The sequence below is a fragment of the Streptomyces sp. NPDC037301 genome (assembly GCF_055602785.1).
Map to the genome: position 1 here is coordinate 1 of NZ_JBVJWD010000039.1, position 24,652 is coordinate 24,652.

At 69.6% G+C, this 24,652-nt stretch carries 21 protein-coding genes and 1 pseudogene; 6 read left to right on the top strand and 16 right to left on the bottom strand.

Annotated elements, in window-relative coordinates; translation table 11 throughout:
• Positions 1-214 precede the first annotated feature (214 nt).
• Entirely contained in the window at positions 215-1,162 is a 948-nt protein-coding gene (locus tag ACZ7IB_RS37185) for an ROK family protein (protein ID WP_470918824.1), read from the bottom strand.
• On the bottom strand, positions 1,159-2,862 hold the full coding sequence (locus ACZ7IB_RS37190) for a class I mannose-6-phosphate isomerase (RefSeq protein WP_470918825.1): 1,704 nt from the start codon (positions 2,860-2,862) through the stop codon (positions 1,159-1,161). Before ACZ7IB_RS37190 ends, ACZ7IB_RS37185 begins: the two co-directional genes overlap by 4 nt.
• Positions 2,863-3,552: 690 nt before the next feature.
• On the opposite strand from ACZ7IB_RS37190, the gene ACZ7IB_RS37195 reads away from it, so the two are divergent.
• The 3 genes from ACZ7IB_RS37195 to ACZ7IB_RS37205 all read left to right on the top strand — a co-directional run bounded on the left by ACZ7IB_RS37195 (position 3,553) and on the right by ACZ7IB_RS37205 (position 6,394).
• Entirely contained in the window at positions 3,553-3,843 is a 291-nt protein-coding gene (locus ACZ7IB_RS37195) for a hypothetical protein (RefSeq protein WP_470918826.1), read from the top strand.
• A gap of 36 nt (positions 3,844-3,879) precedes the next feature.
• The gene (locus tag ACZ7IB_RS37200; protein ID WP_470918908.1) at positions 3,880-5,121 is read left to right on the top strand and encodes an ABC transporter substrate-binding protein; all 1,242 of its coding nucleotides are present in this window, start codon (positions 3,880-3,882) and stop codon (positions 5,119-5,121) included.
• Between the two features lie 739 nt (positions 5,122-5,860).
• Positions 5,861-6,394, top strand: coding sequence for a hypothetical protein (locus ACZ7IB_RS37205; protein ID WP_470918828.1), 534 nt, complete (start codon positions 5,861-5,863; stop codon positions 6,392-6,394).
• Between the two features lie 124 nt (positions 6,395-6,518).
• Here ACZ7IB_RS37205 and ACZ7IB_RS37210 read toward each other — a convergent pair whose 3' ends face one another.
• From ACZ7IB_RS37210 to ACZ7IB_RS37220, 3 genes are all read right to left on the bottom strand, one after another.
• Positions 6,519-7,697, bottom strand: coding sequence for an acyl-CoA dehydrogenase family protein (locus tag ACZ7IB_RS37210; RefSeq protein WP_470918829.1), 1,179 nt, complete (start codon positions 7,695-7,697; stop codon positions 6,519-6,521).
• Positions 7,698-7,799: 102 nt separating this feature from the next.
• Positions 7,800-8,957, bottom strand: coding sequence for a methyltransferase (locus ACZ7IB_RS37215; RefSeq protein ID WP_470918830.1), 1,158 nt, complete (start codon positions 8,955-8,957; stop codon positions 7,800-7,802).
• Between the two features lie 71 nt (positions 8,958-9,028).
• On the bottom strand, positions 9,029-9,229 hold the full coding sequence (locus ACZ7IB_RS37220) for a hypothetical protein (protein WP_266364722.1): 201 nt from the start codon (positions 9,227-9,229) through the stop codon (positions 9,029-9,031).
• Positions 9,230-9,480: 251 nt separating this feature from the next.
• Here ACZ7IB_RS37220 and ACZ7IB_RS37225 point away from each other — a divergent pair, with 251 nt between their 5' ends.
• Positions 9,481-10,308 carry an endonuclease I family protein gene (locus ACZ7IB_RS37225; protein ID WP_470918832.1) on the top strand — a complete coding sequence of 276 codons (828 nt, stop codon included), beginning with the start codon at positions 9,481-9,483 and terminating at the stop codon, positions 10,306-10,308.
• 32 nt (positions 10,309-10,340) lie between these two features.
• Here ACZ7IB_RS37225 and glsA read toward each other — a convergent pair whose 3' ends face one another.
• The 3 genes from glsA to ACZ7IB_RS37240 form a co-directional block, all read right to left on the bottom strand.
• Positions 10,341-11,690: a glutaminase A gene (gene glsA / locus ACZ7IB_RS37230; protein WP_470918833.1), complete on the bottom strand. Its 1,350-nt coding sequence runs from the start codon at positions 11,688-11,690 to the stop codon at positions 10,341-10,343.
• Between the two features lie 12 nt (positions 11,691-11,702).
• Positions 11,703-12,269, bottom strand: coding sequence for a hypothetical protein (locus ACZ7IB_RS37235; protein WP_470918834.1), 567 nt, complete (start codon positions 12,267-12,269; stop codon positions 11,703-11,705).
• 116 nt (positions 12,270-12,385) lie between these two features.
• Complete coding sequence (locus ACZ7IB_RS37240) at positions 12,386-12,880, bottom strand: DUF1269 domain-containing protein (RefSeq protein WP_470918835.1); 495 nt, start codon at positions 12,878-12,880, stop codon at positions 12,386-12,388.
• 128 nt (positions 12,881-13,008) lie between these two features.
• Between ACZ7IB_RS37240 and ACZ7IB_RS37245 the strand changes: the two genes are divergently transcribed.
• Entirely contained in the window at positions 13,009-14,124 is a 1,116-nt protein-coding gene (locus ACZ7IB_RS37245; protein WP_470918836.1) for a baeRF3 domain-containing protein, read from the top strand.
• A gap of 139 nt (positions 14,125-14,263) precedes the next feature.
• Complete coding sequence (locus ACZ7IB_RS37250) at positions 14,264-14,587, top strand: plasmid stabilization protein (protein ID WP_470918837.1); 324 nt, start codon at positions 14,264-14,266, stop codon at positions 14,585-14,587.
• Positions 14,588-14,614: 27 nt separating this feature from the next.
• On the opposite strand, the gene ACZ7IB_RS37255 is transcribed toward ACZ7IB_RS37250, so the two are convergent.
• From ACZ7IB_RS37255 to ACZ7IB_RS37290, 8 genes and pseudogenes are all read right to left on the bottom strand, one after another.
• On the bottom strand, positions 14,615-17,002 hold the full coding sequence (locus ACZ7IB_RS37255; RefSeq protein WP_470918839.1) for a phosphoketolase family protein: 2,388 nt from the start codon (positions 17,000-17,002) through the stop codon (positions 14,615-14,617).
• A 10-nt stretch (positions 17,003-17,012) separates the two neighbouring features.
• Entirely contained in the window at positions 17,013-18,437 is a 1,425-nt protein-coding gene (locus ACZ7IB_RS37260) for an NADP-dependent succinic semialdehyde dehydrogenase (RefSeq protein ID WP_470918840.1), read from the bottom strand.
• A 184-nt stretch (positions 18,438-18,621) separates the two neighbouring features.
• Positions 18,622-19,131, bottom strand: coding sequence for an ATP-binding protein (locus tag ACZ7IB_RS37265; protein WP_470918841.1), 510 nt, complete (start codon positions 19,129-19,131; stop codon positions 18,622-18,624).
• Positions 19,132-19,305: 174 nt separating this feature from the next.
• Complete coding sequence (locus tag ACZ7IB_RS37270; RefSeq protein ID WP_470918843.1) at positions 19,306-21,405, bottom strand: xanthine dehydrogenase family protein molybdopterin-binding subunit; 2,100 nt, start codon at positions 21,403-21,405, stop codon at positions 19,306-19,308.
• 42 nt (positions 21,406-21,447) lie between these two features.
• Positions 21,448-22,434 (bottom strand): FAD binding domain-containing protein, encoded by a 987-nt coding sequence (locus tag ACZ7IB_RS37275; protein ID WP_470918844.1) that lies wholly within the window; start codon positions 22,432-22,434, stop codon positions 21,448-21,450.
• Complete coding sequence (locus tag ACZ7IB_RS37280; RefSeq protein ID WP_470918846.1) at positions 22,431-22,997, bottom strand: 2Fe-2S iron-sulfur cluster-binding protein; 567 nt, start codon at positions 22,995-22,997, stop codon at positions 22,431-22,433. Before ACZ7IB_RS37280 ends, ACZ7IB_RS37275 begins: the two co-directional genes overlap by 4 nt.
• Before the next feature lie 98 nt (positions 22,998-23,095).
• Positions 23,096-23,512 (bottom strand): hypothetical protein, encoded by a 417-nt coding sequence (locus ACZ7IB_RS37285; protein WP_470918847.1) that lies wholly within the window; start codon positions 23,510-23,512, stop codon positions 23,096-23,098.
• A 160-nt stretch (positions 23,513-23,672) separates the two neighbouring features.
• A pseudogene (locus tag ACZ7IB_RS37290) lies at positions 23,673-24,524 on the bottom strand (formate dehydrogenase); the annotation flags it as partial.
• Positions 24,525-24,652: the final 128 nt, after the last annotated feature.

Consider the following 24,652-nt stretch of genomic DNA (forward strand, 5'->3'; position numbering starts at 1 on the left):
ATCCGAAAACCGCTCGCCCCCCACCGACTTCACCTGTCCCGGCCTTGGCACACCCAACACAACGAGCCGACACCCTCAAAGTCACCGGTATTGGGGCTAGGCCGGCGGCGTGCTGATGCGCCGCCGGTGATGATGTGAGGAGGGCACCGAGGTGAGACCTTTCTTCTCGTCCTTCATCCGGCTTCCTCCGGGTCCCGCACGTGCCGGGCCGGTGTCAGCGGGAGTCTCCGAGCGGCGCGGTACGGTCGCCCGGCCGCCCGCGCTCCCCGGCCAGGTAGGCCGCGCCGAGCAGCGGGGCCTCGTCCGGCCGGTGCGCCGGGGTGATGACGACGCGTCGGTTGCGGACCGGATCGGCCTCGGTGAGCCCTGAGCGCAGTGGTTCGGCCAGGAGGTCCCAGGCCCCCGCGACGGCGCCCCCGACCACCAGAACCGTCGGTTCGAAGGCGGCGAGCAGTGGCCCGAGCACCTTTCCCAGGGCACGGAACGTCTCGGTGAACACCTCCGCCGCGGCCCGGTCCCCGTGCCGTGCCCGCCGGGCGATCTCCCGGACGTCGGGCGGCGCCGCGCCGGTCGCCCGTGCGTAGGCCCGCCGCAGGGCACGCCGGGACACCGTCTCCTCCAGGGGTCCGCCCGCGTACCGCAGGGTGTGGACCCAGCCTTCGGGAGGGACCCCGGGGCCGTGCCGCAGTATCCGGCCGTCGCGCAGGAAGCAGGAGCCCACACCGGTCCCGAGCGTGATACCGGCGACGGTGCGGTGCCCGCGCGCCGCCCCGGCCCACCACTCGCCGAGCACGAACGCGTCCGCGTCGTTGCAGAAGCTGAGCGCGGTGGCGCCGGGCAGTGACGCCGTCAGGGCGGCCCGCAGATCGACCCCCCGCAGGGCTTCGAACTTGCCGACCCCTTCGAACCGCCCGATCCCGCGCTCGTAGTCGAACGGACCGGGCAGTGCCACGGCCCATGGGCCCGCGCCGAGGCCGGACAGCCGGTCGGCGCAGCGGACGAGGGCCGACAGGATCTCCTCGGCACTGCCGTCGCTGTCCACCGCCTCACGGAACGAGAGGCCGGACCGGAGGCTGCGGGTGCGGATGTCGACACCGGCCGCGGTCACATGGGTGCCGCCGACATCGAGGACCGAGACGGTGGCTTCGTCGGCGGGGCTCACCGCACCAGCGCCTTCACATAGCGCACCGGTCCCCCGCCGAGGGCCCGCACCCGGTAGGCGCCGACCGCGGCGGGCACGGTCAGTGTCTCGGCGTACGCCAGCACATGGCGGTGGCCGCCACTGGTCTCCAGGAGGATTCCGTCGCCCTCCACGACGTTGAGGACGTGGAAGCGGTGGTCCGTGTCGTCGTCCGCGACGGTGTCCGGCGCCAGTGCGATCCGCCGGACCTCGAAGAACATCTCCGGGAGGCGGCCGATGACGTCCTCGTGCCAGCCGTCGCCCGAGCGCAAGGTGCGCGGCGTGGGGACCAGGTCCCTGGCCACGGCTTCCCCCGACCGGTCCGGGTCCAGGTTTTCGAACGCGTGGCCGACGTGGACCGGCCGCTGCCTGCCTTCGCTGTCCTTGCGCAGCCAGTCGTAGAGGCGAAGGCTGTACAGGTACGGCGTCGCGCTGATCTCGAGTACGACATTGCCCTCGCCGCTGCCGTGCGGGGTGCCGCCCGGGATGAGGAAGATCTGGTGCGGATCGGCCGGGAAGGTCTGGACGTACTGTTCGATGTCGAACGGCACGCCGTCGTGGAACGCCCGGTCCGCCTCGTGTCGGAAGGCCGCGAGGTCGGCGTCCTGGCGCAGCCCCAGGAACACCTGCCGACCGGGCCCGCCGAGCATCATGTAGTAGGTCTCGTGCTGGGTGTACGGCCATCCGAATACGCGGCGCATGTAGTCCGACTGCGGGTGGCAGTGGACGGAGAGGTTGCCGCCGCCGACGGTGTCGAGGTAGTCGAAGCGGATCGGGAACGAGGTGCCGAACCTCGCGTGCACGTCGTCGCCGAGGATCGCCTCGGGGTGCGAGGCGACCAGTGCCTGCAGGGGCACCTCGACCCGCGGACCGTCCGGCGTACCCACCAGAATCCCGCTCTCGGGAGCGATGAGCTCGTAGCCCAGCGCGGTGTTGGCCGCCTCCTGGTTGAAGCCGAGCTGCTCCTGGGCCCAATGTCCGCCCCAGGACGTGGTGTTGAAGGTGGGGCGGGTACGGAAGGGCCGCCTGGCCAGATCTGCGAGGGCAGCGCGCAGGGCGGCGCCCTCCAGCCAGGACGGAGCCTGCGCGTCCTGGGTGTCCAGCCACAGGTCGACGCCGGATACGAGGGTGTCGCGGTGCCGGTCAAGGACGGGCCAGTCGATGTAGAAGAGCCGACGGGTCGTGCCCGCCCCGGTACCGGCGGGCTGCCCCAGGTTGCGGCCGGTCCCGCCGGTGATCTGGGCCTCGGCGTACCGCTTGGGCAGGTCCGCGTACCAGAGCCGGTCGTGCGGCACCAGGGCCGCGCCCGGTCCGAAGACGACCGCTACGGTGTCGTCGGCGGCCCCGGGCTCCGGCAGCCCGGTGAAGAAGTCGGCGAGCCCGGCCCGGGACAGCGGGGCAAAGTCCGGGTCGTCCTCCAGTACCGCGGACGCGGTCAGGGCGAGGACGTCCGGCCAGGGCGCGAAGTGCTCGCGCAGGTCGGTCTGTTTGGTCGCGATGGCGCGAGCGGCCAGCGCCTCACAGATCCCGGCGGCAACCGCCTCCCAGTCCACGGCCACCGGGCCGTCGACGGCGAGGACAAGACCCTGGGCGAGTCCGGCGACCGCCTCCCGGTACCCGGCGCCCAACTCTGCGGAGATGCTGTAACACGGTTCGGCTTCATAGCCGCGAACTTCCGGCATGACGGTGTCAGCCTTTCTGTCTTTCGGTAGGGCTTGCTGATCGTGCGGCTCAGGCCGTTCCTGCGACCGGGCCGGGACGCGTGAGCGTCCCGACGCCGTCGACGCGGACGGTGGCGGGCAGGGGCGGGCGTCGCGCCGACCGGGGACGTCGGACCGATGCCGCAGAGGGCCGGGAGCACCGCCGCGGCCCCGGCCGCGCCCGCGGTGCGCTCCCGGCCGGACGCACCGCACTCGGCGTGACGCCGGGGCCAAGCGGCGCAGGCGCCGACCGCGCCATGATCGGGACGGTTGGGGGCGACGGCGACCGGGTCGCCGTCGCCCTGCGGTCCGCTCAGCCTCCCCATGGCGCTCCAGCCGCCGGTACGGTCCGGTCCCGGCCTGGTGTCCGACGGCGGGATCACGGCCGACGCGGCGATGAAGGCAGGCTCGCAGCCGGTTCAATGTCCATCCGATATTTCTGAGCTACGGATCTCCACGGGTGGAATGTATCGGATCTATGGTCTTGACGTCACGGAGCGCCCCACAAATACTGAGCTTCGCCTCGCGGTGGATACAAGTACCGGACCTCAGCGCCTCGGGAGACTACAGCCCCATCCCTCGGCCTTCGAGGGCAGCGCCAGTCTCCTCACGTTCAACTTGCCCAAGAATCTGAGTAATTGCCAGTTCTTCGCAACGGGAAGGTGCACATAAATGCTTGCTAAGTTGGCCGCGCGCTCCAGAAGGCGGGCCGTACTCGGGAGTTTGTCCGCGGCTGCCCTGGTCCTGACAGCGGCGGCGTGCGGAGGGAGCGGCGACGACAAGGCCGCCGGCGGCACCGTCCACCTGGAGTTCTGGGGCTGGGCCCCCGGCTACGACAAGTCGGCCGAGCTGTTCAACGCCACCCACAAGAACATCGAGGTCACCTTCAAGAAGCTGCCGTCCGGTGGCCAGGGCGGCTACGACAAGATGCTCTCGGCGGTGAAGGCGGGCAACGCCCCCTGACTGGCGCAGATCGGCTTCGAGTCCATACCCACGTTCCTGCTCGAGGGCGCCCTGGAGGACGTCTCCCAGGAGGCCGGTGCCGCGAAGGACAAGTTCGTTCCGTGGACGTGGAACCAAGTCACCGTCGCGGGCAAGACCTACGGCATCCCGGTCGACACGGGCCCGATGGCCATGTACTACCGCAAGGACGTCTTCAAGAAGTACGGCATCGCGGTGCCGACGACCTGGGACGAGTACGCCAAGGCGGCCGAGAAGCTGCACAAGGCCGACCCCGAGGCCCACATCGTGAACCTGCGGGCGATCACCCTGTCCGGCCTGGCCTGGCAGAAGGGCGCCAAGTGGTTCGGCACCGAGGGCGACGCGTGGCACGTCGGCGTCAACGACGACCAGTCCCGGCAACTCGCCGACTACTGGCAGCAGTTGGTGGACAAGAAGCTGGTGGCCACGGACCAGGGCTACAGCGCCGCGTGGTGGAGCGGCCTGCAGTCCGGCAAGGTGGCCACGGCGATCGGCGCGGTCTGGCTGAACCCGCTGATCGCCCAGAACGCACCCAAGGCCAAGGGCAAGTTCGCCGTCGCCCCGATGCCGCAGTGGACCGCCGGGGAGAAGAAGTTCGGCAACGACGGCGGCGGCAGCACGGCCGTGCTCAAGGGCTGTCAGCACAAGGACGAGGCAGTCGAGTTCGCCACCTGGATGAGCACCAACCCCGACAGCCTCAAGAACCCGATCACGAAGACCGGCATCTACCCGGCCGCCACCGCCGGACTCAAGCTGCCCGAGGGCCGTGGCGACTCGCTACGACAAGCGCGGGTACGTCTTCCTCGGCACCGTGACCGCGGCAGCCGTCGTCATCTGGCTTCGAGCCTGATCGCCCTCACCGGGCCGGAGGCCGAGACTGGTCGCCACCCTCGATCTCCTTCGGCCAGTCAATGGGGCGACTGTCCGTCCTGTTCAGGATCCCGGGGTCGGGTGGGAACTCTTCGTCGTGCGGTCCGGACCAGTAGGCCCGCCGCGTGCGCGGAAGGGGTATCTCCACCAGCTTGCCGTCGTGGATCATCCACAGCCCGAGACAGTCATCCTCCTCGTCATGGATCAGGACCTGCACCGTCTCCGGCCGGGGCCACGGCAAGGACTCCAGGTACTTCAACAACCCGGATCTACTGCGCATCCGCACGAACTCCGCACCCCAGCCGAACCCCCAGTTTCCGCCGGGCCGCATCTCGAAGAACGTCCCGTTCCAGGTGCGCGTGTCGTCGCGCCGCGTCAGTGGCTCCATGACCTCGTCCGCGTCCTGCGCCAGCACGATGACCTCAGCAATTCTGCTCATGCCGGAATACCACCGTGAACCACGGATGCTCCGCAACTGAGATCTACTGCAGGTCAGAAGTCAAAGCAGGGCAGCACCTGAGCACGACGTCGCCCTTGGCCATGATCGCCCGGACAGGTCCTGGTACCGTCCGATACCCTGGCCGCAATCATCGATGCGCACACAATGCCATTCCTCCCCGCCGCTTCAGGAGTTCGCGGAGCGCCAAATACAGCCAATCTCCACGGAGTTCGGATCGCTCCGACGGATTCGGCATCATCCGGCGCATTACTCCTCGCGGCTGGCAATCTCCTTGCAGACCGAGACATGTGGACCTTTAGCGAAAAGGCTGGACCCCTCGCTTCCGAGACATGCAGGCGTTCAAAATCATACGCCCGGAAAATCGCTCGAGAGCCTGGCATTTCGAAGGACTTCGCCCGGGCCATGTCACCACGTGCTCCACATCTGCACAGAAACAACAAAATCTACCGCACATTGCGACACGGCCATACCTTCAGAATTACTGAAGTCCCGCCCTGCCTGCCGCGCTCCTGGTACCTGAAGCACTTCGCGAAGCTCCGTGCACAGCTCCCCAATGCCACATACCGCGACGACCGACTCCTGCGTCGCGGAGCCGCGTTCCGGCTCGCGGAACTCGGATCCGGGCAGACATGGCCAGAGTGCGCAATATCCCTGGGCATCACTGCAGGAGTGGGAAGCAACGCGCAACGCGCGCTGGGCCACAGACTCACCGACACGCGACTCTGGCCGCTCTTCACCCACACCGTCGAGCAGATCGCGGACGATCTCGACGCGCAAGAAGACCGAATCGACTACGCCAACCGACGACAAGGAGCGGAGTGTTGGCGCATGCCCGACACCGACCGGGACCGCCTATTCGACAACCCCCACCGGCTTGAGCGCATGCGGACCCAAACAGACCCCCGCGGCATGTCGATCATCGTGTGGAGCGACGTCACTCAGTCTGAACCCTCGCGATCCCCCATCGTGGCCGCAGCACGCAGCGCCGGCGACGCCCAAACCCTCACCACCGCGACCGGCCAGTTCCACGAAGCCGACCTCGGCCACGGCCAGCGATACCGAATACGGCGGCGCCTGAATCTGTACGCGACGCACCTGGCGAGAGCCTGTGACCAAGACGAGGCACTGTCCGTCGACACGGACATCGTAGTCGCGCAAGAAGCAGACATGTACAGCCTAGAGGCCCCCAACCCGCGTCGCTAAGGCAGCAGTTCAGATGACCTATGCCGTCGAAGCCCATAGGCTTCGCATCGCGATGACTGCAGGCTGCAGCCAGTGCCAACTATCCCGCTTTTGTGCCAAATAAAAAGCCTCGTCACAAGACCGCTCACCGCCGAACGCGCGGCATGCCCAGGCCGATCCACGAAATGATCTCCCGCTGAATCTCGTTGTTGCCGCCGCCGAAGGTGAAGATGACCGCGGACCGGTATCCGCGTTCGAGTTCGCCGTGCAGTACGGCGCCCGCCGACCCTTCCTTCAGCGGTCCCGCCGAGCCGACGACCTCCATCAGCCAGGCGTAGGCGTCGCGGCGTGCCTCGGAGCCGTAGACCTTGACGGCGGAGGCGTCCTGGGGGGTGAGGGTTGCGTTCTGGACCGCGGACACCATCTGCCAGTTGAGGAGCTTCATGGCGTCGAGCCTGGTGTGGGTGCGGGCCAGGAGGGCGCGGACCCAGCCGAGATCGATGACGCGACGGCCGTCGGTGAGCCGGGTGTCCGCCGCCCAGTGCTGAACGTCGTGGAGCGCGCGGATGGCCATGGTGCCGTGGGCGGCGAGGGTGACGCGTTCATGGTTGAGCTGGTTGGTTATGAGCCGCCAGCCCTTGTTCTCGTCGCCGACGCGACGGGAGACGGGGACGCGGATGTTCTCGTAGTAGCTGGCGGTGGTGTCGTGCGAAGCGAGGGTGTTGATGACGGTGCAGGAATAGCCGGGGTCGCTCGTCGGGACGAGGAGCATGGTGATGCCCTTGTGGGGCGGGGCGTCCGGGTCGGTGCGGACGGCGAGCCAGACCCAGTCGGCTGTGTCGCCGTTGGTCGTCCAGATCTTCTGCCCGTTGACGACATAGTCGTCGCCGTCGCGCACGGCCCGGGTCTTGAGCGCGGCGAGGTCTGTGCCCGCTTCGGGTTCGCTGTATCCGATCGCGAAGTCGATCTCGCCGGCGAGGACCTTCGGCAGGAAGTAGTCCTTCTGTTCGTCGGTACCGAACTGCATGATCGTCGGGCCGACGGTGTTGAGGGCCATCAGCGGCAGCGGAACGCCCGCCTGGGCGGCCTCGTCGAAGAAGATGAACTGTTCCATCGGGGACAGGCCGCGTCCGCCGTACTCCGTCGGCCAGCCGACGCCGAGCCAGCCGTCGGTACCGAGGCGCCGGATCGTCTCGCGGTAGAAGTTCTTCTGGGAGGCGGGGTCGGCGTAGCGCGCGTAGGCGTTGTCGGGCACCAGTCCGGCGAAGTACGTACGCAGTTCGGCGCGCAACTGCTGCTGTTCAGGCGTGTATTCGAGGTGCACGGCCCCTCCAGGAGTCTCGCGGTCGCGTCGCCCGTGTGCGGCGGCGCACACAGTAGAACGTGTTGCAAGAATCCGGAAGGGGCAGGACGTCTCCGGCGGACGTCAGCGCTTGACGGCGCGCAGGACGACGAACTTCGGGTCGCCCGCGACCGTGGTGCAGTTGCCGAAGATCCGGCGCAGCTGGGTGTGGTAGCCGAGATGCCGGTTGCCGACGACCCACAGCTCGCCGCCCTGCCGCAGTGCGGCGCGCGCCCCGTGGAACATGTTGCGGGCCGTTGCGTCGGTGGTGGCCTGGTGGGAGTGGAACGGCGGGTTGTTGAGCACCAGGTCCACACTGGCGGGCGGCAGCTGCGCCGGCCCGTCGCCGACCACGAAGTCGGCCTTGGCGTCCGGGCCGGTGTTGGCCCGGAAGGTCTCCTCGGCGGAGGCGACCGCCTGGTACGACTCGTCGATGAAGGTGACCGCCGCTTCGGGATTGGCGAGCGCGGCGGACAGCCCGACGACGCCGTTTCCGCAGCCGAGGTCGACTACCCGGTCGGGGCCGCTGCGCGCGGGGAGATGGCCGAGGAAGAAGCGGGTGCCGATGTCGAGGCGCTCGGCGCAGAAGATCCCGGCATGGTTGGTGACCGTCCGGCCGGAGACCGGACCGACGCCCTCGGGCAGGTCGTAGCGGTGCGGCCAGGGACTCGGCGTGCGGGCCAGGGCCGGGTCCGGGGTGCAGAAGATGAGCCGGGCCTTCTTGACCGCGAGGGAGGTACGGGTCGGGCCGATGATCCGCTCGAAGAGTTTGAGGGTGGAGGTGTGGATCTCCTTGACCATGCCGGTGCCGATGACGACGGTGCCCGCATGGACGGCCGGCGCGAGCCGGTGGAGCTGGTCCTCCAGGAGCGCGAGGCTCTTCGGGACACGTACCAGCAGGACGTCGATACGGTCCGGCGGTGTGTCCCTGGCCGACAGGAGGCGTACGGCATCCACGTCCACGCCGTTGCGGTCCAGATTCGCCAGGGTCGCGCGCTGCGCCAGGTAGGAGTCGGTGATCTGTACGGGGCGGTGCCCGGCCAGCACGGTACTCAGGGCGCCCCAGCGGTCGCCCACCACGACCACGGCGCCCGACAGGTCGACCGGTTCCGACTCGCCGGTTCCCTCCAGCCGCCGCAGCAGATACTCATCGGCAGCGTCCCAGGCACGGAACGGGTCGCGCGGGTCCTCGGGGAAGCGGGCGAGGTCGTACCCGGCCCCTGACGTAGTCAAACGGTTCATTGTGCACCCAGGCTAGCCGAGCTGCGGGGAGCGCCCACACACACTCCCCGCGCCGACCGCCGGGCCATGCGCTACGGCAGCGCCTTGTCGATCGCCGACCGGCCCTCCCGGGCGAGCCTGCGCTCCGCCCACTGAAGATTCTTCGGAGTCAGGTCCCGCCCGGAGGCGAGCACCAGGTCCTCTGCCGAGGGATTGTCGCTCCCGCCGGTGTGCAAGAGGCTGTCGGGAGTCACTCCCCAAGCTGCGGATACGGATTCGGGCTCGTCGCTCATGCCGCCTCCTCGTCCTTTCGGTCATTCTCGCCCCGCGCCCGGCCCGCCGCATCCGATGCCTCCCCGATCCGCTCCCGGCGCCACGGACAAGCCCTCACTTGACCTGCACATGATAGGTACACAGCGTTCACACCATGGTCACGGTGCGTGTGGAAGGCTCCCGCTGACCACGTACCACACGACCGCCGCGGCGCCGCCCCCCACCTTGTGACGGCTTCGTGGTGCCCGCATTTTCGGAGAGGACACCCCACATGTCCCGTCGTCACCTTCATTACCGGCGCCCCCTGCTGGCGACCCTTGCCGCGTTCGCGGTACTCGCCGGCACCGCGGCCGCCGCGCCCGCCGCCACACCCCCCCAGGCCGCACCGGTCGCCGCGACACCGCTCGGCGCTCTCGACGACACGTACTACCAGGACGCACTCGGCAAGTCCGGAACCGCACTCAAGAGCGCTCTGCACACGATCATCAGCAGCCAGACCAAGATCTCCTACAGCCAGGTCTGGGACGCCCTCAAGAACACGGACGAGGACCCCGCCAATCCCTCGAACGTGATCCTCCTCTACTCCGGGCGCTCCGAGCCCAAGAGCGACAACGGCGGCTCGGTCGGCCAGTGGAACCGCGAGCACGTCTGGGCCAAGTCCCACGGCGACTTCGGCACCGCCACCGGCCCCGGGACCGACATCCACCACCTGCGCCCGGAGGATGTCACCGTCAATTCCATCCGCGGCAACAAGGACTTCGACAACGGCGGCAGCGCGGTCAGCGGCGCACCGGGCAGCTACACCGACAGCGACTCCTTCGAACCGCGCGACGCGGTCAAGGGCGATGTGGCCCGCATGATCCTCTACATGGCGGTGCGCTACGAGGGAGACGACGCCTTCCCCGACCTCGAACCCAACGACAGTGTGTCCAACGGCTCCGCACCGTACATCGGCCGCCTCTCGGTACTGAAGGCGTGGAGCCAGGAGGACCCGCCGGACAGCTTCGAGAAGCGGCGCAACGACGTCATATTCGACCAGTACCAGCACAACCGGAACCCGTTTGTCGATCACCCGGAATGGGTCGAGTCCATCTGGTAGAGGGACAAACCCGGACCAGCTCCTTCCCCGTTTCAGTCGGCCAGGCCGCTCGCGCACCAGGCCACGGCCTCCTCACGGGAGTCGAAGGGCCGAAGGGCTGTGCGCTCGTCCTGCTCCCCGGCGCCGGGGAGCAGGACGAGGTGGCCCGCCGGGTCGGCCACGGCGGTGCGCACGCCGCCATCCACGAGCCGGCCGAGTCCGCTCTGCAGCACCGCCCGGGCCACCGAGTCGATGTCGGTCACCTGCCGCAGATCCAGCACCGCGGCCCCCGTCTCCTGCGGTCGCGCCGCGTCCAGGGCGTACAGCACCCGTTCGGCCGCGGTGAAGTCGAGAGCACCCTGGGCTGCGACGACCGCGACCCGTTCGCGCCGGGCGCGCTCCCAGGGCCCGACCTGGGTGGACGGCAGATCGTCGGCGGTGGTCACCAGGGTGACGGTGGACCCGGCCAGTGCCGGATTGTGCATCAGATGGAGGCCGAGCCGCTCCGACAGGGCCCCGAGCGCGGCGCGCCCCCGAACGGAGGTGCCGGTCGGATCCAGCAGCGGGCTGTACGTCGCCAGCCCGAACCTGGCAGGGCCCGAGGCGATCAGGCCGCCGGACACACCACTCTTCGCCGGCAGCCCCACCCGTAGCAGCCAGTCGCCCGAGGCGTCGTACATGCCGCAGGTCGCCATCACCGCCAGCACCTGGGCCGCGACCGGCTCCGGGACCACCTCGACGCCGGTGAGCGGGTTGACGCCGCCGTGCGCGAGGGTCGCGGCCATCGCGGCGAGGTCCAGCGTGGTGACCCGTACCGCGCACTGTCTGAAGTACGTCTCCATCGCCGCCACCGGGTCGACGGGCAGTGGGCCGGCGCTGCGGATCAGATAGGCGAGGGCGCGGTTCCGGTCGCCGGTGACGGCCTCGGAGGCGTACACCTGCTCGTCGACGTCCAGCTGCCGTCCGGCGAACCGGCTCAGGCAGTCGAGGATGCGGCCGAATCTGGGGGCGTCGGGGGTGTCCGGGATCAGCGCGGTGGTGACGATGGCGCCCGCATTGACCATGGCGTTGTCGGGCCGCCCTGTGACCGGTTCCAGACTGATGGCGTTGAAGGCCTCGCCGCTGGGCTCGGCATTCACCCAGCGGCCCACCTCGTCGAGCCCGAGGACGGACAGGGCGAGGGCGTAGACGAACGGTTTCGACACGGACTGCATGGTGAACGGGGCATCGGCGTCACCGGTGCTGTAGCGGTGACCGTCCATGCTGATCAGCGCCAGTCCGAACGCATCCGGTTCGGCCAGCGCCAGTTGCGGGATGTAGTCGGCGAGCCGGCCGTCCCGCAGCCCGGCGAACCGCGTGTGCAGTTCGCGCAGGGCATCTGTGACGGCTTCGGCAGCGCTCACCCGGCCCGGCCGTCAGCTGCGCTCGGCCTGGGCGATCCGGGGGAACGTCTTGACTCCGGCCGCCTTGCGGCTGTTGGCGTGCTGGCTGACGGTCCGGCCGGGCGGGACGTCCGCGAAGCCGAGCACCACGGAGTCGAGCACCTTCTGGGACGAGTCGACGAACTCCACCTTGACGGCGTAGAAGGCCGCCTTGTCCGTGCGGTTGGTGACGCGGACGAGGGCGCTGCGGAACTGCTCGGACTTCACGACCGGCAGCCCCGTCACCGAGACGTCCTTGACCGCGTTGCCCCGTCCCTTGACGCCTGCGAGCTGCTTGGCGGCCTGCTGCCGGTTGCGCTCGGCGGCGGCGGAGACCGAGGCCGCGAATTCCTGCTGGGTACGCGGACTGGCGCTCGCAGACCGGGTCATGGCCGGTTCCGGGGACACCGTACGGGTGCTCCTGGCCGTGCCTTGCGAGGAGGTGTCGGAGCCGCCACAGGCGGCGGTACCGGCAATGATCAACACGGCCAGCACGGCTGGGGTCAGGTTGCGGGCTGCGCGGCCGCCGAGGGCGTGCCGCAAGGGGCTGGTCGGGTTCACGGACGCTCCGTCTGCTCGGAAGGGCGTAAGGGAGGTGGAAAGGTATGGAGAGATGAGGAAATGGGGGTGAGGCAGAGACGGTGCGGGGAACCCGGACCACCGGGCTCCCCGGTCGGTCAGGCCGCGTCCTCGTCGAAGATCTCGCGCAGCCGCGCCTCGCTCTGCGTGTCCAGGTTGCTGTGGAGCAGTTCGGCGCCGCCGTCGGGCAGCGCGTCGCTGATCCGGTCGGGCACCTCGTTCATGGTCAGCAGGAACAGGGCCGAAGTCCCGGGCGTCACCTTCTCCTTGACCTCGGCGATGAAGTCGTCGTCGATGCCGACATCGGCCAGTTTGCCGCCCAGCGCCCCGGCCGCCGCACCGATCGCGGCGCCCAGCATCGGCATCAGGAAGATCAGCCCGAACAACATTCCCCAGAACGTGCCGCTCAGTGCGCCGGCACCGACGAGGTTGATCAACTGCTTGGTCCTGGGCTTCGCCCGGTCGGCGGGCCAGCTGACCACGGCCGCGTCGAGGATCTTGATCAGCCCCTGCTTCTGGAGGGACTTGAGCGTGGTCTCCACGGTCTCCGCGCCCTCGGCCGACTGGAACTTCCACACGGTGAGCGTGGACATCGCGCGTACCTCCTGAGACCGATATTGAAGAACTCGCTCATATTAGGTTCAAAAGGTATGAATTGACTCGTCGAATTCACCCGCTTCACTCGGGAGCGGATGCCAGCCGAAGCCCCTGGGAGAGAACGATGGATGCGGACGCCCTGACCGTCGGCCTGTTGCAGGAACTGCGGGCGGCCAAGCCCTATCCGGCCGTTTCCCTGACCATGCCGACGCACCGCCGCGCTCCGGACAACGCCCAGGACGCCGTTCGGCTGCGCAACCTGGTGTCCGAGGCCGTCAGCCGGCTGGAAGCGGATCCCGCGGTCACCCGCGAGGCCCGGAACGCCATCAAGGAGCAGCTCGACCGGGCGGTCGACGAGGTGGACCCCCGCCGGGCCCTGGACGCCCTGGTCGTCCTCGTCACCGCCGACGAGCACCAGATCTGGCAGCTCCCCCGTACTGCACCCGAGCGGGTGGTCCTCAGCGACACCTATCTGACCCGCAACCTGGTCGCGGCGAAGGCCCAGGCCCAGCTGTTCTGGGCGTTCACCGTGTCGGCCGAGCACGCCGCCCTGTGGAGCGGCACGGCGGACGTCCTGCACGAGGAACGGACCGGCGGATTCCCGCTGACGGCTCCCAGGGAGGCGCCCAACCCACAGCGCGAGGAGCGGATCGGCGACACGCCGAGCACCTTCAGCGACGAGGAGACGCGCAACTTCCTGCGCACCGTCGACGAGAAGCTGCGCGCGGTACTGGCGACGGACCCGCGCCCGCTGTATCTGGTCGGCCTCGCCCCCGCGCTCGCCCTGCTGGACGAGGTCGGCGAGAGCGCCAAGTCGGCCGTGGGCCGGGTCACCAGGGGTGTACCGGCCGACATGACACCGGCCGACCTGTTCAAGGAGCTGCGGCCCGCGCTCGACGAGCGGCAGCAGCGGTTCGCAGCGGAGATCGACGGCAAACTGGACGAAGCGCGCGGCCGCCGCGCCTTCGCCGGTGGTCTCGACGAGGTGTGGGCCGCGGTACGGGAGGGCCGCGCCGGACTGGTCGCGGTGGAGGAGCACTTCCAGCAGACGGTACGGGTGACGGACGAGCACCTCGAACCGGTGAGCGGCGAAGCCGCGGACCTCACGGACGGCTCGGTCCGGGAGGACATCGTGGACGAGCTCGTCGAGGCGGCGCTCGACAGCGGCACCGACGTGGTCTTCCTCGCGGACGGCTCGCTCGCGGAGTACGGACGGATCGCGGCGGCCCTGCGCTACTGAACAGGGCGGCTGCACGCCGTACGCCGCATCGGGTACGTGGCAGGCATGCGGGCTCCGGGGGCCGCTGGGACACTGGGGAAGGGCCCGATCGAGCCCGGGGGCCGAGTCCCGGGGCAGATACCGGGGAGAGGAGCGCACCATGCCACGCGGATCCAATGCCAAACGGGAACGGCAGTACGAACACATCAAGGAGAGCGCGCAGGAGCGCGGGGTCAGCGAGGAGCGGGCGGAGGAGATCGCGGCCCGTACGGTCAACAAGGAGCGCGCCCGCTCAGGCGAGTCGAGGACCGCGAGCCGTACCTCCATCGAGGACATGTCGTCCTCGCGGCGCGGCGGTCTGCGCTCCCACAGCGGAGCCGAGGGGCCTACTCGCGACCAGCTCTACGAAGAGGCGAAGAAGAAGAACGTCCACGGACGGTCCCATATGACCAAGGCCCAGCTGGCAAAGGCTGTCGGCCGCTGAGCCCATGCCGCAGGAACCCGGGCGGTGTCAGCCGCTCCAGGTCCAGTCAGCTACCTCGGGCAGGTCCGTGCCGTGTTCACGGATCCAGGCGTGGTGGCGGGTACGGACATCCGCCATCGCCTGGCGTACCGCCACGGCACGGACGCCGAGGCCGGGCACCCTGTCGATGGCATCCATGACCAGCCGGTAGCGGTCCAGGTCGTTGCGCACCACCATGTCGAAGGGCGTCGTGGTGGTGCCCTCCTCCTTGTAGCCCCGCACATGCAGATGGGCATGGCCGGCCCGCCGGTAGGCCAGCCGGTGGATCAGCCACGGGTAGCCGTGGTAGGCGAAGATCACCGGGGTGTTCCTGGTGAACACCGCGTCGTACTCGGAGTCCGGCATGCCGTGCGGGTGCTCCCCGTGGGGCAGCAGCCGCGTCATGTCGACCACATTGACCACCCGTACCGCCAGTTCCGGCAGATGCCTGCGCAGCAGATCGGCTGCCGCCAGAGTCTCCAGCGTGGGTACGTCACCGGCGCAGGCGAGCACTACGTCGGGTTCGCGGCTGCCGTCCTCCGTGCCCGCCCACTCCCACACACCCGCTCCGCGGGCGCAGTGTGCCCGGGCCTCGTCCATGGTGAGCCAGTCGAAGCTCGGCTGTTTGCCCGCCACGATCACATTGACGTAGTCCCGGCTGCGCAGCGCATGGTCGGCGACGGAGAGCAGGGTGTTGGTGTCCGGCGGCAGATAGACCCGTACGACTTCGGGGCTCTTGTTGAGGATGTGGTCGACGAAGCCCGGGTCCTGGTGGGAGAACCCGTTGTGGTCCTGGCGCCAGACGTGCGAGGTGAGCAGGTAGTTGAGTGAGGCGATGGGTCGGCGCCAGGCCAGCCGGCGGGATGTCCTGAGCCATTTGATGTGCTGGTTGACCATCGAGTCGACGATATGGGCGAACGCCTCGTAGCAGGAGAAGAGACCGTGCCGGCCGGTGAGGAGGTACCCCTCCAGCCAGCCCTGGCACAGATGCTCGGAGAGTACCTCCATGACGCGTCCGTCGCGGGAGAGGTGCTCGTCGGTCGGCAGGATCCGCTCCTGCCATGCCTTGCCGGTGGACTCGTAGATGGCGTCGAGCCGGTTCGACGCGGTTTCGTCGGGGCCCACGACCCGGAAGTCGCGGCGTTCGGAGGTGGCGGCCATGACGGCCTCCAGCAGGCCGCCGAGCACCCGCGTCGGCTCGTGCAGCACGGTGCCGGGCTTGTCGACCTCGACGGCGTGGTCGTCCAGCGGCGGGATGGGCAGATCACGCAGGAGCAGACCGCCGTTGGCGTACGGGGTCGCGCCGAGCCGGGCGGTGCCTACGGGCACGCAGTCGAGCACCTGGGCAGTGGGGCGCCCCGATGTGTCGAAGAGTTCCTCCGGCCGGTAGGAGCGCATCCACGCCTCCAGCTGGCGCAGATGTTCGGGGTTGTCCCGGACTCCAGGCAGCGGGACCTGATGGGCGCGCCAGGTGCCTTCGACGGGCACCCCGTCGACCTCGGCCGGTCCGGTCCAGCCCTTGGGGGTGCGCAGCACGATCATCGGCCAGTGCGGGCGCCCGGTGTCGCCGCCGGTACGGGCGGCGGCCTGGAGCTCCCGGATGCGCTCCACGGCCCGGTCCATCGCGGCGGCCATCGCCCGGTGGACGGTGAAGGGGTCGTCGCCGCCGACATACATGGGGTCGTGCCCGTAGCCCCGTAGGAGGGCGTCGAGTTCCGGCTCGGGGAGGCGGGCGAGCACGGTCGGGTTGGCGATCTTGTAGCCGTTGAGATGGAGGACCGGGAGGACGGCTCCGTCGTGCACCGGGTCGAGGAATTTGTTGGAGTGCCAGGACGCGGCGAGTGGTCCGGTCTCGGCCTCGCCGTCGCCGATGACGCAGGTGACGAGCAGGTCCGGGTGGTCGAGGGCGGCACCGTAGGCGTGGGTGAGGGCGTAACCGAGCTCGCCGCCCTCGTGAATGGAGCCGGGCGTCTCCGGTGCCACATGGCTGGGCACCCCGCCGGGGAAGGAGAACTGTTTGAACAGCAGCCCCATGCCCTGGGCGTCACGGCTGACGTCGGGGTACGTCTCCGAGTAGCTGCCCTCCAGCCAGGAGTTGGCGAGGACGGCGGGTCCGCCGTGGCCGGGACCCCAGACGCACAGGCACTGGATGCCGCGGGACTTGATGACACGGTTGAGATGGGTGTGGACCAGGTTCAGTCCGGGTGAAGTGCCCCAGTGGCCGAGCAGGCGCGGCTTGATGTGCTCCCGGCTGAGCGGCCGGGTCAGGAGCGGGTTGGCCATCAGGTAGATCTGGCCCACGGCCAGATAGTTGGCGGCCCGCCAGTGCGCGTCGAGGGCCGCGATCTCTTCGTCGGAGGGGCCGGGCGTCACTGCCGGGTGGGCGGCATGACTCATGTTGTGTCTCCTAGGACGTGGCGCAGACGGGATCGGGGCCGTACCAGACCGTGGTCGCGTTGCAGAATTCGCGGATGCCGTGCCCGGAGAGTTCACGTCCGTAGCCGGAGCGCTTCACGCCGCCGAAGGGCAGCGCGGGATGGGACGCCGTCATGCCGTTGAAGAAGACACCACCCGCCTCCAGATCGCGCACACAGCGGCGGGCCTCGTCCGCGTCGCGGGTCCATACGTTGGAGCTGAGGCCGAAGGGGCTGTCGTTGGCGAGCGCCACGGCTTCGTCCAGCCCTTCGACGCGGTAGAGCGTGGCGACGGGGCCGAAGGTCTCCTCGCGGTGGATGCGCATGCCGGTCGTGATCCCGGTGAGGACGGTAGGGGCGTAGAACCAGCCCCGCTCCAGCTCAGGGCCCAGGCCGTCGGGCCGGCCGCCTCCGCAGAGCACGCTCGCGCCCTGCCGTACCGCGTCGTCCACCAGCTCCTCCAGGTCGGCACGGCCCTGTTCGCTGGAGAGCGGTCCGACGTCGGTGGATTCCTGCAGCGGGTCGCCGACCGTCAGATCGCGCATGCCCACGGTGAACCGCTCGGCGAACTCGTCGTACACCTCCGTGTGCACGATGAACCGTTTGGCGGCGATGCAGGACTGGCCATTGTTCTGCACCCGGGCGGTCACGGCGGTACGCGCGGCCCTGGCGACGTCCGCCGACGGCATGACGAGATACGGGTCACTGCCGCCCAGTTCCAGCACGGTGTGCTTCACCTCGTCGCCGGCGATCGACGCGACCGAGCGGCCGGCCGGCTCGCTGCCGGTGAGGGTGGCGGCGGCGACCCGGCGGTCGCGGAGGATCGACTCGACCGCTCCGGATCCCACCAGCAGTGTCTGGAAGCATCCCGCGGGGAATCCGGCCCGGCGGAACAGGCCCTCCAGATACATCGCCGTCTGCGGGACGTTCGACGCGTGCTTGAGCAGGCCGACGTTCCCGGCCATCAGCGCGGGGGCGGCGAATCGTACGACCTGCCAGAGCGGGAAGTTCCACGGCATCACGGCGAGGACGGCGCCCAGCGGGCGGTAGTGGACATAGGCCCTGGAGGCACCGGAGTCCTGCACATCGTCCGCCGGCGGATGCTCGTCCGCGAGGAGTTCTTCGGCGTTGGCCGCGTACCAGCGCATCGCCTTCACGCATTTGGCGGCCTCCGCTCGGGCCGCCTTGACGGGCTTGCCCATTTCGGTGGTCATGGTGCGCGCGATGTCCTGCACGTCCTCGTCGAGAAGACCGGCGGCCAGGTTCAGCAAGCCGGCCCGCTCGTCGAATCCGGTGGTGCGGTACTGCCGGAACGCGGTGTCGGCGGCGTCGAGCTTCTGCTCGATCTCCGCCTCTCCCAGTGCGTCGAACGTTCTGAGCGTCTCGCCGTTCGCGGGGTTGACCGTCGCGATGGGCATGACTGGGGCCTCCTTGCCTCGGTACTTCGACCGTGCAGCGCCGCGCGCCGTGCCGCAACGCGGGCCCTGCTGGGCGAATACCCGACCGGCGCGGACCATGCGTGCGGTGCGCACGCCGTCCGCGCCGGGAGGTGAAGCGTTCAGCGGGTACGGAAGCCGGCGGTACCGGTCCTGGTGGCCCGAATCAGACGAGAGCGGGGGCGGAGTCGGATGCCGTCGCGGTTTCGGGAACCGGATCCGGAACGGCGACGGGCGGACGACGGAACTCGCCCACGCCGGGCAGCGGCGGCAACGGCACCAGGTCGACGGTGCGCGGCTCCTTCGCGTACCGGGTGAACCAGACGACTTTGCCGTCGGCCGTGCGGCAGGTGCCCCAGCTGTCGCTCAGGGCCATGACGCGGCTGAGACCACCGCCGCCGGTGCTGAGCAGCCGCGGCATCTCGGAGCCGTTGTCAGCGACAGAGACCGTGAGATGCCGCCCGGACCAGCGGAGTTCGACGACACAGTTGTTGTCGTCACCGACATGCCGGTGGACATTGGTCAGCAGCTCCTCCACACCCCGGCACACCGGCCGGATATGAAGTTCGAGACTCCAATGGCGGAGGTGCGCGGCGATTATCCGCCGCAGCTGCGAAACACGCTCTGCCGAAACCTGGAGTTCGACCAGATAGTGCCGGTCGAATTGAACGGTCATCGTCGAGGCTCCTCGCATCGAGGCCCACTGACTTCGCCCCATTGAACCAACGACCCCCCGAATACGAAGAGTGAGCAGATGTCACTTCTGGGTCACTCAACAGGGTGACCCCGCAGAGCCGGATGCGCAACACGGAGGCTGAGCAGTCTGCCGTACAACAAGTATCTTCCCAGGTCAGAGCAGATACGGCAGCAGTACGTCGGGGGTGAGGGGAAGGCTGCGCAACCGGACGCCGGTGGCGTGCCGGACAGCGTTACCGACAGCCGCCGCGGCGCCGACGATGCCGATCTCGCCGATGCCCTTGCTGCCCATAGGGTTGAGATGCGGGTCGTCCTCGTCGATCCAGTGCACCTCGATCGGAGGCACGTCGGCGCAGACCGGCACATGGTAGGAAGCGAGGTCGCTCTCGGTGAAGTCTCCGAAGACGGGGTCCATGGTGCTGCTCTCGGTCAGGGCCATGCCGATTCCCATGGTCATACCCCCGATGAACTGGGAGCGTGCGGTACGGGGGTTGAGGATGTGCCCGGCGGCGAAGACACCGAGCATCCGGCGCACCCGCACTTCTCCGGTGCGGGAGTCGACGGCGACCTCGGCGAATTGCGCACCGAAGGCATGGCGCGCGTACGGGGACTGCCCTGAGGTCTCCTGCCCGGTGTCCGCGAAGGCTGTCAGCCCCTCGGCGGGAAGGGGGCCGGTGCGCTCGCGCAGCTGTCCCAGCAGGGCGGTGGACGCCTTGTGGACGGGCCAGCCCCAGGAGGCCGTGCCCGAGGAGCCGCCGGCCAGCGAGGCGTCGGGCAGTGCGCTGCTGCCGATGTCGATCCGGACGTTCTCCACCGGGGTGTCCAGTACGGAGGCCGCGATCTGCGCGAGTACGGTGCGGGCGCCGGTACCGATGTCGGTGGCGTTGACCTGGACGCGGTACGAGCCGTCGGGGGCCGCGTGCGCCGACGCGCTGGAGCCGAAGAGGTACACAGGATACGTGGAGGACGCGACGCCCGTACCGACCAGCAGCGGACCCTCTTCACGGACCCCGGGGCGCGGATCACGGTCGTACCAGCCGAAGCGTGCGGCACCCTCCTCCAGACAGGCGGCGAGGCCCCGGCTGCTGAACGGGCGGCCGGAATCGGGGTCGTCGACCGGATCGTTGCGCAGGCGCAGTTCGACGGGGTCCATGCCGAGTGCCGCGGCGAGTTCGTCCATGGCGGACTCCAGCGCGTACATGCCCGGGGCCTCGCCCGGTGCACGCATCCAGGAGGGGCTCGGCACATCCAGGGCGGTCACACGATGGGTGGTACGGCTGTGAGCCGACCCGTACATGATGCGGGCCGGGACGGCCGCCTGCTCCACGAACTCCTTGATGGTGGAGGTCTGGGTGATCACCTCGTGGGAGACCGAGGTCAGGGTGCCGTCGAGTTCGGCACCGAGCCGGAGGCGCTGCACGGTGGGCGGGCGGTGGCCGACCACGGCAGCCAACTGCCGCCTGGGCAGAGCCACCTTGACGGGGCGTCCGGCGTGGCGCGCGGCCATGGCCGCCAGGACGGTCTGCGGGCGTGTGGTGCCTTTGCAGCCGAAGCCGCCCCCGACGTGTTCGGCGACCACGGTGATCTGCTGCGGCCGGAGCCCGAAGGCGGCGGCGAGGCTCTCACGGACCGCCGTGGACCCCTGATTCGAGTCGTGGACGTGCAGATGCCCGTCCTGCGTCCACTGCGCGGTGGAGGCGTGCGGCTCCATGGGGTGGTTGTGCAGGGCACCGATGGTGTAAGTGGCGTCGACCTGTACGGGCGCCACGGCGAAGGCCCGGTCGGCGTCCCCGCGTTCGCGGACGGCGGGGTACTCGCCGTTGACGGTCTCCGGCGTGTACAGGCCGGGGTGGTTCTCGGACAGAAGGACATCGTGCTCGGTGGTCTCGTACGCGATCCGCAGTGCCTCGGCCCCGGCACGGGCCTGGTCGAGCGTGTCGGCCACCACGAGCGCGATGTACCAGCCCCGGTGCGGGACCCGGTCGTCCTGGAGGACGGCGAGGATCGGGTCGTCGGGCTGCTTCAGCCGCGGGGCGTTGTCGTGGCTGAGGACGGCGTGCACGCCCGGCAGGGCCAGCGCCTCGTCGGTGTGGACGGCGCTGACGCGGCCGCGGGCGATGGTGGCGGGGACGGGCCAGCCGTACAGACAGCCCGGCGGGGTGTGCTCGGCGGCGTAACGGGCGGCGCCCGTGACCTTGTCCCGGCCCTCGCGGCGTGCGACGGGGGTGCCCAGTGGTGGAGGGGCCTGGCTCATGACGGGGTCCTCACGTCTGCGGGTCGGCTTTTGTGCGGTTGCTCAGCTGTCGGCGGCGAGTTCGGCCAGCGCGTCGACGGCCAGACTGCGGGCGAGGCCCACCTTGAACGCGTTGTCGCGCAGCGGCCGGGCCGCGGCGAGTTCGGCGTCCACGGCCCGTTCGAAGGTCTCATCGGTCGCGGGTGCGCCCCGGAGTGCGTCTTCTGCGGCGTGTGCGCGCCAGGGCCGGTGGGCAAGCCCGCCGAACGCCAGCGCCGCATGCTCGATCCGGCCGTCGCGGACGCTCAGTACCGCGGCGACGGACACGAGGGCGAAGGCGAACGAGGCGCGGTCGCGGGCCTTTCGGTAGAGGGAACCGGCGCCGTCCGGGCGCGGCGGCAGGACCACCTCGGTGATGAGCTCGCCGGCCCGGATCTCGGTGTCCCGGTGGGGGGTGTCGCCCGGCAGCCGGTGGAATTCGGTGGCGGGTAGGGTCCGTTCGCCGTCCGGCCCGTGCAGCTGGACGGTGGCGTCGAGCGCGGACAGGGCCACGGCCATGTCGGACGGGTGCGTCGCGACGCAGTGCTCGGAGTGGCCGAGTACGGCGAGATCGCGGTGGGCGCCCTCGATGGCGGGGCAGCCGGTGCCGGGTTCCCGCTTGTTGCAGGGCTTGGAAGTGTCCTGGAAGTAGGGGCACCGGGTGCGCTGCAGCAGGTTGCCGCCGGTCGTGGCGGTGTTGCGGAGCTGCCCGGATGCGCCGGACAGCAGCGCCTGCGACAGGACGGGGTAGCGGGTGCGTACAGCGGGATGGGCGGCCAGATCGCTGTTGCGTACGGTCGCGCCGATGCGCAGTCCGCCGCTGTCGGTGTCGCCCACCCGGTCCAGCGGCAGTCGGCTGATGTCGATGAGCAGGTCGGGGGTTTCCACTCCGAGCTTCATCAGGTCGACGAGGTTGGTGCCGCCGCCGAGGAATCCGGCGCCGGGGTGGGCGGAGCTCTCACGGACCGCTTCGGCGGTGGACCGGGCGCGGAGGTAGGCGAATGGTTTCACGGCGCCACGTCCTCGATCGCCTCGACGATACGGGGGTAGGCGCCGCAGCGGCACAGGTTGCCGCTCATCCGCTCGCGGATCTCGGGGGTGTCGAGCGGCGCCGGGGTGGATACGGGTGCGGTGCGAGCGGTGACATGGGACGGGAAGCCGTCCGCCGCCTCGCCGAGCATGCCGACGGCCGAGCAGATCTGGCCGGGTGTGCAGTAGCCGCACTGCAGGGCGTCGCGGTCCAGGAAGGCTTCTTGGACGGGGTGGAGCCGGTCGCCGTCGGCGAGGCCCTCGACGGTGGTGATGCGGGCGCCGTCGTGGGCGACGGCGAGCAGCAGGCAGCTGTTGGCGCGCCGTCCATCGACGATGACGGTGCACGCCCCGCACTGTCCGTGGTCGCAGCCCTTCTTCGCGCCGGTGAGGTCGAGGTGTTCGCGGAGCGCGTCCAGGACCGTGGTGCGGTGATCGAGCGTCAGAGTCTGCTCGGCTCCGTTGATGTGCAGCGTCAGGGTGGAACGGTCGCCGGTTGCTCCCGGCTGTTGCGCACCGTCATCCCGCCCGCGAGAGGGGTCCACTCACTCACACCTTTCAGAGGTGGCCTTTGTCTGCTTTCTATCAGATATGTAATACCTTCCTGCCTCATTGCTCCGTCGCCGGGCCGTGGCCGGTCGGCCTATCGGCTTTCTCGGCTTTCTCGGCTCTCTCGGCTTTTCAGGCGGAGGCGTACCTCTTCCTCCTGATCTCCGGAGACCGTCCCGACGACCCGTACGTCGAAGGCATGCGCCAGGCTCCGCCGGAGCCGTTCGACCGCCCAGTAGCCGCCCTGCACGTCGATCGACACGGGGCCGCCGAGTGAGACCGGTCCCGAGACCACTCTCTCCTCGGTGACATCGACGGTCGCCACCCATGCGGTGGGGCGCCTTTCCGCGAGTTTCTTCGGTACGTCGACCGAGGCCCGGTCAGTGGTGAAGGCGGCCCGCAGCGCGTCGAAGACCATCCGCGCGTCGCCCGTATCGCACCCGCTGATGACGACAGAGACGTCCTCCACGTGCGAGCTCTCCTCCGTCTGCTTCTCCTTGATGCTGTTCACCGCGGTTCCTTCCGCTCGGCGTTGTGTGGTGCGTCCCCGCGCTGGGGGCCGACGGTGTGGACGGGGTCCTCGGCGGAGGCGATGCCTGCCGCGAAGATCCCGAGGCGTGTGCAGGCCGAACCGGCGAGCAGGGCGATCCCGGCCCCGACGGCGGCCGGTCGGCCGCAGCCGCCGAGGGTCCCCAGTTGGCGGTCAGCGCGTCGCACACCTGCCGGAACAGGTCGTGCGGCACCCCGCAGATCTCCTCGACCAGTTCGGGGGTGTAGCGCGCGTAGTGACGCCTGAGGATCTGGCAGACGCAGCGGGGGTGCTGGAGTGCCTCGTCGCGCGGGGGCCGTGCGGCGGTCCGTGGGCCGCCGGAGCCGTGCGCCTCGGGCCCGGCCGCTCCGTGGGTACGGACGTGCGCGTCGCTGTCGTCGACGCACTGTTCGTACTGCCGGCTCCGCGGGTCGTAGAGGTGCTCTTCATCGTCCAGGCCGGAGAAGACACCGTCGAGGTCCTCGGTGTCGCGGAAGTCCTCACCTACAAGGGTGGCCCCGCCGAGGCCGGCGATACCGGGCGTGCGGGCCGTGCGGAGCCCCTCGTGCTCCCACTCCCAGGTCCTGCGCCGGGTCTCGACCACCCGGTCGGCGACCATGTCCATGGCGGTATCCAGGTCGAGCGGCTCCCAGTCGGTCGCGTACGGGCGCCGGTACAACACCTGGTGGCGGCGGGACGGGCCCGTGGTGAGCTGAAGCGTCGCGGAACCCTTCGGACAGAGCCGTCCCCGGCTGATCGGCGAATCGGGGTCACCCTCGATCTGTACGACCCGGTCGTCCTTGACGTACACCTGCTGACCGCAGCCGACCGCGCAGTACGGACAGACGGACTGCACGACCCGGTCGGACGTGGCAGTACGGGGCCTGAGGCCCTCCGTGGCAGGCGACATCGCGGCACGCCCTCTGCCCAGCGGATCACCACCGGTCAACTGTCGGTAGACCGGCCACCGGCTGAGCGGATTCGGCACTGCCATCGCTTCCCTCCAGCGATTCGAGGATCCTCTCCAGGCTCGCCCCACTGCTGGGTGACGGCGACACGAAGCCGTCGGCACGTGGATGGTCCAGACGCCGGAGACCTTCTCCGATCGCCCCTCGCGGGACC